General features: G+C 69.0%; 9 protein-coding genes, 1 other RNA gene and 1 pseudogene. 3 read left to right on the forward strand and 8 right to left on the reverse strand.

Features of this window, described 5'->3' with window-relative positions:
- The first annotated feature begins 121 nt into the window (after positions 1-121).
- A complete protein-coding gene (locus ABZS97_RS19275; protein ID WP_356139377.1) occupies positions 122-1,567 on the forward strand; it encodes a DUF234 domain-containing protein in 1,446 nt (481 codons plus the stop codon).
- Between the two features lie 281 nt (positions 1,568-1,848).
- Here the strand turns inward: ABZS97_RS19275 and ABZS97_RS19280 are convergent, their stop codons facing one another.
- Positions 1,849-3,345 (reverse strand): cellulase family glycosylhydrolase, encoded by a 1,497-nt coding sequence (locus ABZS97_RS19280; protein ID WP_356139378.1) that lies wholly within the window; start codon positions 3,343-3,345, stop codon positions 1,849-1,851.
- 177 nt (positions 3,346-3,522) lie between these two features.
- Here ABZS97_RS19280 and ABZS97_RS19285 point away from each other — a divergent pair, with 177 nt between their 5' ends.
- Entirely contained in the window at positions 3,523-4,776 is a 1,254-nt protein-coding gene (locus ABZS97_RS19285) for an ROK family transcriptional regulator (RefSeq protein WP_356139380.1), read from the forward strand.
- 62 nt (positions 4,777-4,838) lie between these two features.
- Here ABZS97_RS19285 and ABZS97_RS19290 read toward each other — a convergent pair whose 3' ends face one another.
- Genes ABZS97_RS19290 through ABZS97_RS19305 form a run of 4 tightly spaced genes read right to left on the reverse strand, consistent with a single transcriptional unit; the run spans position 4,839 to position 10,182 of the window.
- On the reverse strand, positions 4,839-5,687 hold the full coding sequence (locus ABZS97_RS19290; protein WP_356139382.1) for an ATP-binding cassette domain-containing protein: 849 nt from the start codon (positions 5,685-5,687) through the stop codon (positions 4,839-4,841).
- Positions 5,684-7,447 carry a dipeptide/oligopeptide/nickel ABC transporter permease/ATP-binding protein gene (locus ABZS97_RS19295; protein ID WP_356139384.1) on the reverse strand — a complete coding sequence of 588 codons (1,764 nt, stop codon included), beginning with the start codon at positions 7,445-7,447 and terminating at the stop codon, positions 5,684-5,686. Before ABZS97_RS19295 ends, ABZS97_RS19290 begins: the two co-directional genes overlap by 4 nt.
- Before the next feature lie 53 nt (positions 7,448-7,500).
- Entirely contained in the window at positions 7,501-8,490 is a 990-nt protein-coding gene (locus tag ABZS97_RS19300; RefSeq protein ID WP_356139387.1) for an ABC transporter permease, read from the reverse strand.
- A 9-nt stretch (positions 8,491-8,499) separates the two neighbouring features.
- Positions 8,500-10,182, reverse strand: coding sequence for an ABC transporter substrate-binding protein (locus ABZS97_RS19305; protein WP_356139389.1), 1,683 nt, complete (start codon positions 10,180-10,182; stop codon positions 8,500-8,502).
- 256 nt (positions 10,183-10,438) lie between these two features.
- On the opposite strand from ABZS97_RS19305, the gene ABZS97_RS19310 reads away from it, so the two are divergent.
- Positions 10,439-12,949, forward strand: coding sequence for a glycoside hydrolase family 2 TIM barrel-domain containing protein (locus ABZS97_RS19310; protein ID WP_356139391.1), 2,511 nt, complete (start codon positions 10,439-10,441; stop codon positions 12,947-12,949).
- A gap of 106 nt (positions 12,950-13,055) precedes the next feature.
- Here the strand turns inward: ABZS97_RS19310 and rnpB are convergent.
- The 3 genes and pseudogenes from rnpB to ABZS97_RS19325 form a co-directional block, all read right to left on the reverse strand.
- Positions 13,056-13,461, reverse strand: an RNA gene (gene rnpB, locus ABZS97_RS19315) — RNase P RNA component class A.
- A gap of 118 nt (positions 13,462-13,579) precedes the next feature.
- Positions 13,580-14,359, reverse strand: a pseudogene (locus ABZS97_RS19320) (DMT family transporter); the annotation flags it as partial.
- 19 nt (positions 14,360-14,378) lie between these two features.
- On the reverse strand, positions 14,379-15,203 hold the full coding sequence (locus ABZS97_RS19325) for an AraC family transcriptional regulator (RefSeq protein ID WP_356139393.1): 825 nt from the start codon (positions 15,201-15,203) through the stop codon (positions 14,379-14,381).
- Positions 15,204-15,289: the final 86 nt, after the last annotated feature.

The raw sequence follows: 15,289 nt of genomic DNA on the forward strand, positions 1-15,289 counted from the left end.
GACACGGAGGAGCTCCGCCACCGGCTGCATCATGACATAGCGCAACTGGAGCGCTACTCCGATCCTCCATACTATGATTCACTTGAGTATGTTCAACATGAGCAAACTCGAGAGGTGACCCATGCCAGGCTTCGTAGGCCGCACATCCGAGCTGGCTGCCCTGGAGCGTCACCTCGCCTGGGTGCGCGACGGGCGGGGCGATCAGCGCGGTCGGGCGCTGCTGCTGCGCGGCCGGCGTCGGGTCGGGAAGTCGCGGCTCGTGGACCTCTTCTGTGAGCGCGCCCAGGTGCCGTACGTCGTGCACCAAGCCACGCGGGGCGAGGACGCCCACCGGGAACGGGCCCGCTTCCTCGCCGAGGTCCGGCACTCCTCACTGCCCGACACAACCCTCCTGGCCGGCGTCACGACCGTCGCCGAATGGGACACCGCCCTTCGTCAGCTCGCCGCGGTGCTCCCGGACGACGCCCCCAGTGTCGTGGTGCTCGACGAACTGCCCTGGACGCTCGAAGGCGACCCGGTTCTGGAGGGCACCCTGCAGACCGTGTGGGACCGGGTACTGAGCAGGAAACCCGTGCTGCTCGTCATCATCGGCAGTGATCTGGCCATGATGGAGCAGCTCTCCGCCTACGGGCGCCCCTTCCACCAGCGAGGCGTCGAGATGGTGCTGGCGCCCCTCTCCCCCGCCGAGGTCATGGCCATGACCGGGCTCCCGGCCGCGGACGCCTTCGACGCCCATCTGATCACCGGCGGCCTTCCGCTCATCTGCCAGGAGTGGCAGGAAGGCGAGAGCCGCGTCGACTTCCTCTCCCGCACGCTCGACGACCCCACCTCCCCCCTCCTCGTCTCCGGTGAGAGGATGCTGGCCGCCGAGTTCCCCACCTCCCTCCAGGCCAGGCACGTGCTCTCCGTGATCGGGAGCGGCGAACGAACCTTCGGGACGATCGCCGCGAAAGCCGGGGCAGCGGACCGGCCGCTCCCGCCCGGCTCGCTCAACCCCGCCCTGCGCACCCTCGCGGACAAACGACTCGTCGCCGTCGACACCCCGCTCTCCACCCGTCCGGGAGACCGCGACCGCCGCTATCGCGTCGCCGATCCCTACCTCCGTTTCTGGCTCGCCTTCCTGGAACGTGGGATCCAGGAGATCGAACGTGGGCGCAGTCGAGTCGTGGTCGAGGCGGTTGAACGCGGCTGGACCTCGTGGCGAGGGCGGGCGATCGAACCCGTCGTGAGGGAATCGCTGGCACGACTGCTCCCCGACGACACATGGCCGGAGGTGCGGGAAGTGGGCGGCTGGTGGCCCCGTACGAACAATCCCGAGGTGGACCTCGTGGGGGCGGACCGGTCGCCGGCACGCGAGATCGGGTTCGTCGGCTCGATCAAGTGGCACGAACGCAGCTCCTTCGACCACCGCGCCCTGGCCGCCCTGGCCCGGGACGCCTTGGCGGTGCCCGGCGCCGACGAGGACACCCCGCTGGTCGCGGTGTCCCGCTCCGGGTTCACGGTGGACGGGCCGACGGCGACGTACGGGCCCGAGCAGCTGATGGAGGCTTGGGGTTCGGTTGCGTGAGGTGCATGAGACCTGTTCAGAGTGAGGCCAGCATCCCATCAGGCTGACGACCCGTCACCTTCGTTACGGAGGTAATGGCTGAGATTCCCGCGCCGCCGCAGCACGATGCCGTCCTGGCTGAGGTGAACAACTTCCGGCATCGCCAGGGCCGCCGTGTACAAGCACCCACCGCCCGCGACGCACTCGTGGTGGTCGAAGCCGCCCGAGCCGGGATGTGCCATGGGGACATCCGGCCGGGGCGGCTTCGTCTTCGGTTTGGGCAGCCGTTGGGTGCTCGGGGGTTACGGGGTTGTGTAGGGGTCTTGGCTGAGGAGGTGCGCCTTCAGACCCTCGCCGACGCCGGGCTCCGGGGTGCCGGCCCAGTCCTTGATGAGCACGCCACCGGTGCTGCAGCCCCACGGGTTCCAGGTCCACGCGAGATAACCCATGCCGTGCGCGTCGGCCCAGTCGACCAACCGCTGCATGTAGTCGAAGCCGCAGTTGTCCTGGCCGAACTCACCGATGACGACCGGCACCTGTTGCGCGAGCGGCGCGACCTGGCTGTCCCAGCAGGATTCGGTCGCGCAGGCGTTGAAGCTGTACGAGTGCCAGGACGCGGCGATGTTGTTCAGCGGGTCGGTCGGCTTGTACGTCAGCCACTCCCGCATGTCGTTGGCCCACTCCAGGCCGCCCAGCATGAGGACATTGGTCGCGCCGGTGGTCCGGACCGCGTCGACGAGGTCCTGCATGCCGGCAGTTTCATAGGGCAGGCCGGTGCAGGTGCCGCCGTCACGCCAGCACTTCCAGCCGAGGGTCTTGTCCCAGTCGCTGGCGACCTCCGGGTACGGCTCGTTGAACAGATCGAAGACGACGGCGTCGTTGCCCTTGAACGCGCCTGCGACACCGGTCCAGAACTGAGGGGCGTACTGCGCGTCGGGCATCGGCTTCTGGCAGGTCGCGGTGGCGTCCTTGCAGTGCCAGTCCGGCCCGTTGGTATAGGCGCCCCGGGTCCAGTGCAGGTCGAGGATCGGGGTGATGCCGTTGGCCACCAGCAGGTTGACGTAGTCCTTGACGCCCTGCTGGTAGGTGGCTCCGTTGGGCGAGCCGTTGATGCCGAGCCAGCATTCCTCGTTCAACGGCAGGCGTACCGCGTGAACGTTCCAGGTCTTCATCGCGTCGACGGAGGCCTGGTCGACCGGGCCGCTGTCCCATTGCCCCTTGCCCTGCACACACGCGTATTCACCGCTGGAGCGGTCCACACCCAGCAGCCGGTACTGCTTGTCGCCGGCAGTGACGATCTTGTTGCCGGAGACCTTCAGCTTCGGGGCCGGGCCGCCGGGGTCGCCGGGCGGAGTGACTGTGGGGCTGGGGGTCGGGGATGTCACCGAGCCGGTGCAGGTCACGCCGTTGAGCGCGAACGACGCGGGTTTCGGATTGGCGCTCTTCCACGCACCAGTGAAGCCGATGGAGGCGGACTTGCCGGTGTCCAGCGCCCCGTTCCAATCCAGGCCGGCGGCGGACACATGGGCCCCGGACTGTGTCCACGTGGCGCTCCAGCCGTTGGTGACCTTCTGGTCATCGTCCGGGAAGTCGAACGTCAACTTCCACCCCCGCACGGCGGCGCCGAGGTTGGTGATGGCCACGTCCGCGTTGAACCCGCCCGACCATTGGCTCTGCACCGTGTAGGTGACCGAGCAACCGGTGTCGGCTGCCGACGCGGGCAGGGTGGCGATGGCAAGGCCACCCAGGATCAGCGCACCGGCGGCGCCGGTGGCCATTAAGGCGTGACGACGTTTCACCTGATCTCCTCGTTGCCGTAAGGGACCGATGGGAGCGATGCACCATCGTTAATTCGGTGACTTATGAAAGTCAAGGTGCCTGCGACTGGCTTCTGGGGACTGGGAGGCGGCCGGAGCGAAAGGTCCTGCGCGGCCTAAGTAAAGTAAGGTGGCAAAGTCCGGAACTAAGGAGTACACGTGGCGACCAGTCCACTGTGGGCGAGCCGGCTGAAGACGCGCGGCTTGGTCCTCGATGTGATCAGGTCGGCGCGCGCGACCAGCCGGGTGGAGCTCGCGGCGGCGACGGGTCTGACCGGTGCGACCATCTCCGAGGTCGTGCGTGAGCTCATCGCCGACGGCCTGGTCGTCGAAGTCGGCCGCGGCGCGCCGACAGGCGGCAAGCCGCGCACGCTCGTCCAGCTCAACCCGCAGGCCCGGTACAGCGTCGGAGTTCAACTCGAACGCAACACGTGCGTGATCGTGGTGGTCGATCTGACCGGCCGGCAGGTGGCCCGGACATCGTTCCAAGGGACTGCGATGATGCCGCCGGAGCGGGCGCTGCCGCTGGTGGCGTCCCAGGTGGAGGCGCTGCTGGCCACCGCCGGGGTCGACCGCGAGAAGGTGCTGGGCGTGGGCCTGGTCGGCTACGGCCCGCAGGATCGGCGCGCGGGTACGTTGTTGACCCCGCAGCCCACCGAGGAGTGGCTCGGCCACCCGGTCGCACCGAGGCTCGCGGAGAGCCTCGGACTTCCCGTCCTGCTCGACAACGACGCCGCCGCGGCCGCGATCGGCGAGTACTGGCTGGGAGCGGTCGCGCCGCGCAGCACCTATGGCTGCATCTACATGGCTACCGGCATCGGTGGCGGGGTCGTGGTGGCCGGCGAGGTGTATCGCGGCAGTTCCTCGAACAGCGTGGAGATCGGCCACATCTCCATCGATGTCAATGGCGAAGAGTGCCCGTGCGGCAACGTCGGCTGCCTGGAGAACTACGCCGGCCCCTCCGCCCTGGTCCGGCAGGCCATGGCGATGCCGGAGCTGGCCCAGCGGCTGGCGCTCGCCCCGACCGACGACGGCTTCCTCACGGAGTTCGCGCGGATCGCGGCCGCCGCGAACGCCGGTGACCCCGAGGCTCGGGACCTCGTGGAGCGGTCGGCTCGCCATCTGGGGTACGCCGCCGTCACGATGTCGACCCTGTTCGACGTCGACACGATCGTGCTGGCGGGGCCGAGCTTCGCCGTGGCGGGCTCGATCTACCAGGCGGTGATCCAACAGGAGGTGGACCGACGTACGTTCGCGCGCCGGGTGCATCCGGTGCGGGTCGTGCCGTCGGTCAACGGCTCGGACGCGGCGGCGATCGGTGGGGCGGTCCTGGTCCTGCAGAGCGAGCTGACCCTCGCCCACCCGCAGGACGGGGTACGACCGCTGCTCGTCGGCACGGGCGAGAGCCCCTGACTCCCCGCGGCCGCCCGCGTTTCCCGCCTCCCGCCTCCCGCCTCCCGCCTCCCGCCTCCCGCCTAACGGTGCTCGTACGCCGGCATGCTGCCCGCCTTGACCACCTCCGCCGGGTCGATGTTCACGACCCGGCCCCGTGCGGCCGGGTCGGGGGAGGCTGCGGCCAGGAGTTGGGTGTAGGGGTGTTGCGGGGTGCGGATCACCTTGTCCGCAGGCCCCCGTTCGACGACTCGCCCCCGGTACAGGACCAGGATGTCGTCGGCGAAGTGCCGTGCGGTCGCCAGGTCGTGGGTGATGTAGAGGACGGCGAGGTTCTCCTCCCGCTGCAGTTGGGCCAGCAGGTTGAGCACATCCAGCCGGATCGAGACGTCCAGCATGGAGACCGGCTCGTCGGCCACCAGGACGGTCGCACCGGGCGCGAGTGCGCGGGCGATGGCCACGCGCTGGCGCTGTCCGCCGGAGAGTTCGTGGGGCCGGCGGTGTGCGATGGCGGCGGACGGGAGACTGACCCGGTCAAGGAGTTCCGCCGCCGCGACCGTGGTCTCGGTACGCGTCCTGGTGCGACCGTGCAGACGCAGCGGGCGCGCCAGGTGGTGGGTGATGGTGTGGAACGGGTTCAGCGAGGCGAACGGGTCCTGGAACACCATCTGTACGTGGTGACGGTAGTCGCGGTCCGGGACGGGCGCCCCGTCCGCCCCGGTGAGAGTGACCCGCCCCGCGGTGGGCCGCTCCAGGCGGGCGATGATCCGGGCGATCGTGGACTTGCCCGATCCGGATTCGCCGACCAGTGCCACCGTACGCCCCGGGGTGAGAGTGAAGGAGACCTCGTCGACGGCCCGCAACCGGGTCGGGCGAAGGCCCCCTCTGACCCTGAACTCCTTGACCAGGTCGGCCACTTCGAGCACCGTCATGACGTACCTCCGGATCCTGCGAACGCCCCGCTCTCGCCGGTGAGGCTGGGGAAGGAGTCGAGCAGCCTGCGGGTGTACGGGTGTTGTGGCCGGTCGCGTATGTCCTCGGTCGGCGCGTTCTCGACGATCTCCCCGTCGAGCATCACCGCGATCCGGTCCGCGACCTCAAGGAGCATGGGCAGGTCGTGGGTGATGAACAGGACGGCGAAGCCGATCTCGTCGCGAAGCCGCGTGATTTCCTGGAGGATGCCCCGCTGCACGACCACGTCCAGCGCGGTCGTCGGCTCGTCCAGGATGACCGCCTGCGGATCGAGCAGCATCGCCATCGCGATCATCACGCGTTGACGCGTCCCCCCGGACAGCTCGTGCGGGTAGGAGCGCAGACGCCTCGGATCGATGCCGACCGTGGTGAGCAGTTCGGCGCAGCGGGCCCGCCTTTGCGTACGGGACATCTGCGGCCGGTGGGTGATGAGCACGTCCTCCATCTGTGCCCGGATGGTCAGAACGGGGTTGAGCGAGTTCATCGCGCCCTGGAAGACCATGGCCAGCTTCGCCCAGCGGAAGGCGCTCAACTCCTGTGGTGGCAGGGCGAGTACGTCGAGGGAACCTCCCTCGCGGTCGTGGAAGGTCACGGAGCCGTCGGTGATCTCGGCGGGTGGCGTGTGCAGTCGGTTCACCGCGTACGCGAGGGTGGTCTTGCCGCAGCCCGACTCACCGACCAGGCCGAGGATTTCACCCCGCCGCAGCGTGAGGGACACGTCCCGCACGGCGTGCACCGGCTGTTCGCCCTGGTAGACCACCGACATGCCTCGCACGTCGAGCACCACGCCTTCCTCGCGGCTCGGCTCAGCCACGGGTGCTCGGCGGGCCGCTTCCCGTGTCCGGCGAGGGAGGTTGCGCAGCGTCGGATTGATGATCTCGTCGATGGTGAAGTTCACCAGGGCGAGACCGCAGCCGAACAGGGCGATGATCAGCCCTGGCGGTACGAACCACCACCAGGCGCCGCGCTGGAGGGCGAAGCCGTTCTGCGCGTAGTAGAGCATCGTGCCGAGGGTCGATGAGGAGGATGCGCCCAGACCGAGGAAGGACAGGCCTGCCTCGCTCAGGATCGCGACGATCACCGCGAACACGAACTGGGAGGCCAGCAGCGGCAGCAGGTTGGGCAGGATCTCGACGCCGATGACCCTTCCCGGGCCCTCCCCCGCGACGCGGGCGGCCAGCACGTAGTCGCGGTTGCGCAGGGACAGGGTCTGGGAGCGCAGGACACGAGCAGAACCGGCCCAGCCGGTGATCGCCAGCACCAGGGCGATCGTCCAGGATCCGCGCTGCTCGGGCGGTACGAACGCGGAGATCACGATGATCAGCGGAAGCCCGGGGATCACCAGCATCACGTTGGAGAAGAGTGAGAACGCCTCGTCCACGACGCCGCCGAGGTAGGCCCCGACGATGCCGAAGAGTGCGGCGAGGACGGTGGCCAGGACTCCGACCGTGACGCCTATGTAGAGCGAGCCGCGGGTGGCGTAGGCGATCTGGGCGAGAACGTCCTGGCCTGTCTGGGTGGTTCCCAGTAGGTGGTCGCCGCTCGGGGAGGTCAGACCCATGTTGTCGATCCGGTCCGGGTCGTCGACCAGCAGGGGGCCGACGAGACCGAACAGGGCGATCGCGAGGATCAGGGCGGAGCCGACCACGAGCTTGGGTGACCAGCGCACGCGCCGGACATCGCGCGGGCGCGGCTGCACATCGGGGCTGATGTTCGTCATCTACGTGCCACCTCAGGGTCTTTGTGGGGTGGTGATCCAATGCCGCACGGGCCCTATCCGCTGGTCCGGGTGCGTGGGTCGATAAGGCCGTACAGCAGGTCGACGGCGAGGTTGGCTGCGAGCACGGTGACCGTGATGACCAGGAAGATGGCCTGCATGAGCGCGTAGTCGTTGTTCTGTACCGCCTGGAGCAGCTTCGAGCCGATGCCGGGGTAGGCGAAGACCTGCTCGGTGACGATCGAGCCGGCGACGACGAAGCCCAGGGAGATCGCGAATCCGGCGACGGACGGCAGGATCGCGTTCCTCGCCGCGTACCGGATCATGATGCGTCGCTCGCTGAGGCCCTTCGCCTTGGCGGTGAGCACGAAGTCCTCGGCCATCGCGGAGACCATCATGTTCCGCGTGCCCAGCACCCAGCCTCCGACCGACGAGATCACGATCGTGGCCGCGGGCAGGATGCCGTGGTAGAGCGCGGACATGATGAAGTCGGTGTAGGGGCCGGGGGTGATGGCGACGTCGTACCCGCCCAGGAGGGGGAACCAGCCCAGCCCCGATCCGAGGGCGGCGACCAGGATGAGGGCGAGCCAGAAGTACGGCACCGCGGACAGTACGGTCGAGGCCGGCACCAGCGAGTCCAGCCAGGTGCCACGCCGCCAGCCCACGAACACGCCCAGCACGATCCCTGAGACGACCGCCAGGATGGTCGCGATCCCGACGAGGGCGATGGTCCAGGGCAGTGAGGTGGCGATGACGGTCGAGACCGGGGTCGGGAAGTCGCTCACCGAGATCCCGAAGTCACCGCGTAGCAGGTTGCCCAGGTAGGCGGCGTACTGCCGGAGCAGCGACTCGTCCGTGTGGGTGCCGAGCAGGAGCTCGTAGGCCCGGCGTGCGGAGGGGTCCACCGCGCCGCCGTGCTGCTGGAGCTTCGCCATCAGGATGTCCGCCGGATCGCCCGGCATCATCCGCGGGATGAAGAAGTTCAGTGTCACCGCGGCCCACAGGGCGACCAGGTAGAAGGCGAACTTGCGCAGGTAGTACCGCATCGGTGCGCCTCACTTCCCGGCGGGCTTGAGGCGCAGGTAGACCTCCGCGCTGTCGGGGGCCTGCCAGACGGCGGGGAAGGCGTAGAGGTCGGCGGCGGTCGGCCAGCCGGTGAACTTCGCGTCGTGAACGACGTTGATCGTGCCCTGGGTGAGCACCGGGATGTACGGCATGGACTGCTCGATGCGGGTCTGGACGGTGTCCAGGTAGGGCTGGCGCGCGGCGGTGTCGGCGGGGTTGACGTGCTTGAGCGCGTCCAGAGCCTTGTCGACCTGCGGGTCGGAGAAGCGGCTGAAGTTCGAGCCGGGTTTGGCGCCGACCTTGGCGGTCTGCGCGGTGCTGAGGAAGTAGGTGTAGAGGTAGTACGGGTCGGGTGCGGGCCCCTGGTAGAGGGAGTCGATGATCAACTGATAGGAGCCGCGGTCCCTGGAGTCGACGAACTCGTTCCAGGACAACTGCTGTGGAGTGATCTTGATTCCGGCCTTCTTGAGTTGCTGGCCGATCGTGTTCACCGCGGTGATGTAGTCGGTCCAGCCGGAGACGGTCATCACCGTCAGCGACAGCGGCTTGCCGTCCTTGGCGTAGATCCCGTCGGAGCCCTTGGCGTATCCGGCGCTCTCCAGGGTGCGTTGCGCCTCGGCCACGTCCGGCTGCATCGGCGCGGTCGCGTTCCGCAGCCGACCGGACATGAGCGCCTTGTCCCGGTCCGGCAGCAGGAGGCTGGGCGAGATCTCACTTGCCGTGCCGTCGAACGCCAGCGCGTTGAGCTGGGTCCGGTCGATGGCGTGGTAGATCGCCTGACGCACGGCCGGGTCGGTCTGCGGGCCCTTGCAGCCGAGGTCGGCGTTGCTGCAGGTGTCCAGCACGATCTGGTTCAGCGGTGTGATGACGGACTTGTAGCCGGGGTAGTTCTTCGCGACGTCCTTGACGCCGGGCACCGGCCCCGTCTGCCAGTCGATCTGTCCGGCCTTGAGGGCGGTCACCCCTGACTGGTTGCCGGAGAGTGCGGGATAGCGGATCCTCTTCACCGCCGGCTCCCCGCCCCAGTAGGAGGGGTTGGCCTTGAGCGTGTAGGCCTGGGGTTTGAAGTCGTCGAGGAGGTAGGGACCGGTGCCGACCGGGTCCTTGAGGACGGCGACGCCCGGATCGGCGATGTCCTTCCACTTGTGCCGGGGCACGATGTAGGTCTTGCCCAGGACGGATGGGCCGTCGACGAAGGACGGCTTGTCGAAGGCGACGGTCACGTGGGTGTCGTCGACGGCCGTGGCGTGGCCCGCGTATCCGGCGTTGTTCATCCCCTTGTGCTTGGTGATCATGTCGAGGGTGAACACGACGTCGGCGGCGGTGAATCGCTGACCGTCCGACCACTTCACCCCGTCCCTGAGAGTGATCGACAGATTGGTGCCGTCAGCGTTCCAGGAAAACTCCTTGCCCAGCCGGGGCACCGGGGCGTCCTTGCGGACGGTGTTGTAGAAGAACAGCGTCTGGAAGATCGTCCCGGTGCCGCCGATGACTGTCGGCGCGAACGGGTTGAAGTTGATCTGGTAGTCGCTGGCCTGCCCTGTGTAGGCGACCAGCGCCGGGGTCCTGCTCTGGGCCGGCGTGCCGGACGACTGGCACCCCGTGGCGGCGAGCATCAGGGCAGCCATGATCACTACGGCGTGCCTTCTGGCACCGCGTCCTGTCGACAGCATGGTGATGTCCTCTCGTCCTGACGCTCGACTGTGTGGCGACACGGGGAACGCTCGACATTATTAAGACGGCTAAGAAAGGGGTCAATACTGGCGACGTCATGTCATGAGCCCTGATTCGGGGTGCTACAGCCTCCACGCCCTCCCCCTCGCGACGCCGCTGGATTTCCCCACCGTTGACTTACTTAAGTTATCTGCGTAAGCATGGGAGCCGTCTCACGGCCGTACCAGCGACCAGCGACCAGCGAGGAGAACGCGGATGATCGCCAGAACGACGTTGCACGACGGCTGGAGCCTGCGAGCCACGGCCGGGCAGGTGCCGGATACTCTCGCGAACCGTCAGGTGCCCGCTCAGGTGCCCGGGAGCACCCACCTCGACCTGCTCGCCGCCGGTCTCATCCCGGATCCGTATCTGGACCTCAACGAATCGGCGCTGACCTGGATGCACCGCGTCGACTGGCAGTACACGACCACGTTCCGGGCAACGGAGCCGCAAGCCGGCGAACGGGCGGATCTCGTCTTCGACGGCATCGACACGATCGCCGCCGTCGAACTCAACGGCCACGTGCTCGGGCACACCGCCAACATGCACCGCGGCTACCGGTTCGACGCCCGTGGATCGCTGCGCGAGGGCCTCAACAAGCTGACCGTCTCGCTGGGTTCAGCGCTCACCCACGCCGAGGAGGCAGAGGCCGGGCTCGGCCGGCGCATGCGCGCCTACCCCCACCCGTACAACGCCATCCGGAAGATGGCGTGCTCCTTCGGCTGGGACTGGGGGCCGGACCTGCAGACCGCCGGCATCTGGAAACCCGTACGGCTGGAGCGGTGGACCGGCGGGCGCCTGGCGCAGGTGCGCCCGCTCGTCACCGTCGACCCGGACGGCACCGGCCGCATCGACGTACAGGTGGACATCGCCGACGCCGAAACCGACGGCACTGGCGGCACTGGCGGCACTGGCGGCACTGGCGGCGACCGCGAATACACCGTGGAGGTCACCATCGGCGACGTCCACGTACAGACAGTGGTTCGCGGCACCACCGCGCGCGTCACCGCCCTGGTGCCGGACGTGCGACTGTGGTGGCCTGTGGGCTACGGCGCCCAGCCGCTGTACGAGCTGGCCGTGACGCTCCTGGCCGACGGGGAGCGTGTCGACACCGACCAGCGGCGGGTCGGGTTCCGTACCGTCGCCGTGGACACCGAACCGGACGAGACCGGTACGCCGTTCACCTTCGTCGTCAACGGCAAACGGATCTTCGCCAAGGGCGCCAACTGGATTCCGGACGATCACTTCCTCACCCGCGTCACCGCCCGGCGGACGGCACGTCGCATCGATCAGGCCGTCGACGCGAACATGAACATGTTGCGGGTCTGGGGCGGCGGAATCTACGAGAGCGACGACTTCTACGAGATCTGCGACGAGCGCGGTGTGATGGTCTGGCAGGACTTCCCCTTCGCCTGCGCCTTCTACGCCGAGGAGGAACCGCTGCGGCACGAGGTCCTGGCCGAGGCCCGCGAGAACATCACCCGGCTCGTGGCCCACCCCTCGCTCGTCCTGTGGAACGGCAACAACGAAAACCTTCCCGCGTACACCGACTGGGGATGGCAGGAAGGCCTGGAGGGGCGGAGCTGGGGGCTCGGCTACTACACCGATCTGCTGCCCGCGCTCGTCGCCGAACTCGACCCCACCCGCCCCTACGCACCCGGCAGCCCCTACAGCCCCGGCGATCTGCCGCCCAACGACGCCCAGCACGGCACCCGCCACGAATGGGACGTGTGGAACGCGCGCGACTACACCCACTACCGTGACCATGTACCCCGGTTCTGTGCCGAGTTCGGCTTTCAGGGACCGCCCGCCTGGACCACCCTCCACCGCTGGATCCACGACGAACCGATGACACCCAGCTCCCCCGCCCTCCTGCTCCACCAGAAGGCCGAGGACGGCAACGGCAAGCTGCACCGCGGCCTGGAGCCCCACCTGCCGGTCCCGGCCGACCTGGAGCGGTGGCACTGGGCGACCCAGCTCAACCAGGCCCGCGCCGTCAGGTTCGGCATCGAGCACTTCCGCTCCTGGTGGCCGCGGACCGCGGGCGCGCTCGTCTGGCAGCTCAACGACTGCTGGCCCGCCATCTCCTGGGCCGCAGTGGACAGCGATGAACGACTCAAACCCCTCTACTACGCCATCAAGCAGGCTTTCGATCCGCGGTTGCTCACCATCCAACCCCGCGACGGCAGGCCCACGTTGGTCGCTGTGAACGACCACGACCAGCCGTGGCGGACAACCGTGCTCGCGACACGGCAGACCTTCACCGGCAAGACGCTGGCCACCGCCGAGCTGTCTCTCGACGTGCCGCCCCGGTCCACCGCGCAGCTGTCCCTGGCCGACGACCTGCTCATCCCCGCCGACCCGCGCGGCGAAGTGCTGACCGCGACCGCGGGCGGCGCCCATGCCCATCACCTCTTCGGCGAGGACCGCGACCTCGACTACGACCCGGCGCCGTTCACCGCCGGCGTCCTGCCCGTGGACGGTGGCTACCGGATCGACGTACGCGCCACCTCCTATGTGCGCGACATCGCCCTGCTGGCCGACAAGGTCGCGCCCGACGCGGTCGTGGACGACATGCTCGTCTCCTTGCCTGCGGGAGCGGCCAGGAGCTTCCTCGTGCGCACGTCGACAAAGCTGGACGACCCGTCCGCCCTGATCCGTCCGAATGTGCTGTGCTGCGCCAATTCCCTGGCCTGTGCCGCCGAGAATCTCTCTACGGGGAGCTGACGGATACGCCGAGACGTCCCGGGAACACCCCAGGTCAACCGGGCACGACACCCCAAACGCCAAACGGCCCCTCCCCGGAGAAAACCCCAGGTCGGGGCCGTACAAGCAGACGAGTCGGGCTGTACGCCGGGTTCTGTCGCCCGGGCGCCTCGCGGCGGCCGGGGAGACGGCCATCCATCTAGGACCGGCGTTGCCGCCGGTCTCGTGCGGTCTACCCGCGGACTCGGGCGGGCAGCCCTCGAACGTCCGCGCAGAAACACCTGGGTGTTTCCTTTTGACCTTGCTCCGGGTGGGGTTTACCTAGCCGCCTGAGTCGCCTCAGGCGCTGGTGGTCTCTTACACCACCGTTTCACCCTTACCGGGGACCGAGGTCCCTGGCGGTCTGTTTTCTGTGGCACTGTCCCGCGGGTCACCCCGGGTGGCCGTTAGCCATCACCCTGCCCTGTGGAGCCCGGACGTTCCTCGGGGAGCACCCCACTAGGGGGAGTCCACGCGGCCGTCCGCCCGGCTCGTCTGCCGTGTTGACCATCGTACCGGGCGTGCGCCTTTGCCCGGGCCCGAGGCCGCCGTCGCCAGGAAGGAGCCCGCCAGGATCAGGGCGAAGGCGGCCAGCACCCCGGGAGTCAGGCGCTCGTCCAGGAAGGTCGCGCCCGCTGCCACGGCGACGGCCGGGTTGACGTAGGTGAAGACCACCGCCCGGGTCGGGCCCGCCTCGCGGATCAGTTCGAGGAAGACGACGAAGGCGAGGGCCGTGCAGATGACGCCCAGGCCGGCCAGAGACGCCAGGACCGAGGAGGAAGGGACGGAGGACGGGCGGGTTGCCGCGGCCGCGGGGGCGTAGACGAGTGCCGACAGGAGCAGGCAGGGAGCTATCAGCTGGAGCGTGGGGACCTGCTTGAGGTAGCGGGTGAGGATCAGGGGTGCGGTGGCGTAGCCGAGGACTGTTATCAGTACTTCCAGCAGGGAGCGGGCGTCGCCGCCGGTCAGGTGGGGCACCGTGAGGACCGCGACGCCGCCGAGGCCCAGGGCGAGACCCACAGTGCGGCGCGCGCCCAGCCGTTCCGTGTCGCCGAAGAAGCGTGCCAGGGCCACTCCCACGATCGGGACGCCCGCGATCAGCAGGCCCGCCGTCGAGCTGGAGAGGTGGCGTTCGGCGTCCGTCAGGGTCCACCAGGGGCCGATGATCTCGATGCAGGCGAAGGCCAGCATCGGGCGCCAGTGGGCTCGGATGACGCCGGTCAGTCCCCCCTGCCGTACGGCGAAGGGGAGCAGGAGTGCGGCGCCGAGCGCACAGCGTGCGAAGACGACCATCGACGGGGAGACCCCGTCCACCGCCACCTTGATCATCAGATAGGGGATGCCCCACAGGACTCCCATCAGGGAGAACAGAACCCAGCCGCGTGCAGTCATGCGGGCAGTCTCGGCCGGGTCAGCGGGCGGTGTCTTGAACGCTGTTGCGGTACGCCGCCGGGGTCACCCCCAGCACCCGGCGGAACCAGCGCGTCAGATGCGCCTGGTCGGCGAAGCCCACTAGGCCCGCGACCTCGGCCGGACGCAGGCCGGCCTCCAGGAGCGGGCGGGCCCGGTTCACCCGGTGCTGGGCGAGCCAGGCGTAGGGCGGCAGCCCCATCGTCGTACGGAAGGCGCGCAGCAGCTGGTAGCGGGACAGGCCCAGGTCGGCCGCCAGGGCGGCGAGCGACGGTGGGGCCAGCAGCTCGTCGGCGAGGCGGTCGCGCACCGTGAGCGCTATGGAAGCTGCGCCCGGGATCGTGTCGCACATCGGGCGGGCGGTGGAGTGGCGGCGGGCCAGGGCGGTGAGCAGCCACGGGATGCGGGACTCGGCCTCCAAGGGGTCGGGGCGGGCGCTCAGTTCGGTGTGGGCGGTGCGCAGGGCGGTGGCCAGCTCGGGGTCGTCGAGAAGGGGCTCGCGGAAGTGCGGGACGCCGAGGGTGCCCTCGGTGAGGAGGGACGCCTCCGGGTACAGGGCCTGGTAGGCGTATCCGCCGGGCAGCGCCGGGCCGCCGGTGTGCACTTCGCCGGGAGCCATGACGACGATCGAGCCCGGGCCGGTGCGGATGCGGCCGCCGCGGTAGTCGATGATCTCGGCGCCGCCGACGCAGACACCGACGGTGAACTCCTCGTGGGCGTGCGGCGCGTAACGGTGCTGGTCGAAGCGGGCGGTCAGGAGGTAGAGGGGGCGGCCGCCGCGGCCGAGGGTGGTGCGGGCCCAGCGGGCCTCTTCGCGTGCGGTCACTTACGCCTCCCCCGGCTCGGGCCGTCGGTTCCCGGAGATCGGCTCCGGATGTCAGTTCCCTTAGACCGGCTCCGGCCGTCAGTTCC

The organism is Streptomyces sp. NPDC005485 (assembly GCF_040606085.1).
Classification (GTDB): domain Bacteria; phylum Actinomycetota; class Actinomycetes; order Streptomycetales; family Streptomycetaceae; genus Streptomyces.

Excerpts from the sequence above, each read along its gene's own strand:
- ABZS97_RS19295 (WP_356139384.1), bottom strand. The coding sequence starts at position 7,447 with ATGACGAACATCAGCCCCGATGTGCAGCCGCGCCCGCGCGATGTCCGG.
- ABZS97_RS19310 (WP_356139391.1), top strand. The coding sequence starts at position 10,439 with ATGATCGCCAGAACGACGTTGCACGACGGCTGGAGCCTGCGAGCCACG.
- ABZS97_RS19275 (WP_356139377.1), top strand. The coding sequence starts at position 122 with ATGCCAGGCTTCGTAGGCCGCACATCCGAGCTGGCTGCCCTGGAGCGT.
- ABZS97_RS19305 (WP_356139389.1), bottom strand. The coding sequence starts at position 10,182 with ATGCTGTCGACAGGACGCGGTGCCAGAAGGCACGCCGTAGTGATCATG.
- ABZS97_RS19290 (WP_356139382.1), bottom strand. The coding sequence starts at position 5,687 with ATGACGGTGCTCGAAGTGGCCGACCTGGTCAAGGAGTTCAGGGTCAGA.
- ABZS97_RS19300 (WP_356139387.1), bottom strand. The coding sequence starts at position 8,490 with ATGCGGTACTACCTGCGCAAGTTCGCCTTCTACCTGGTCGCCCTGTGG.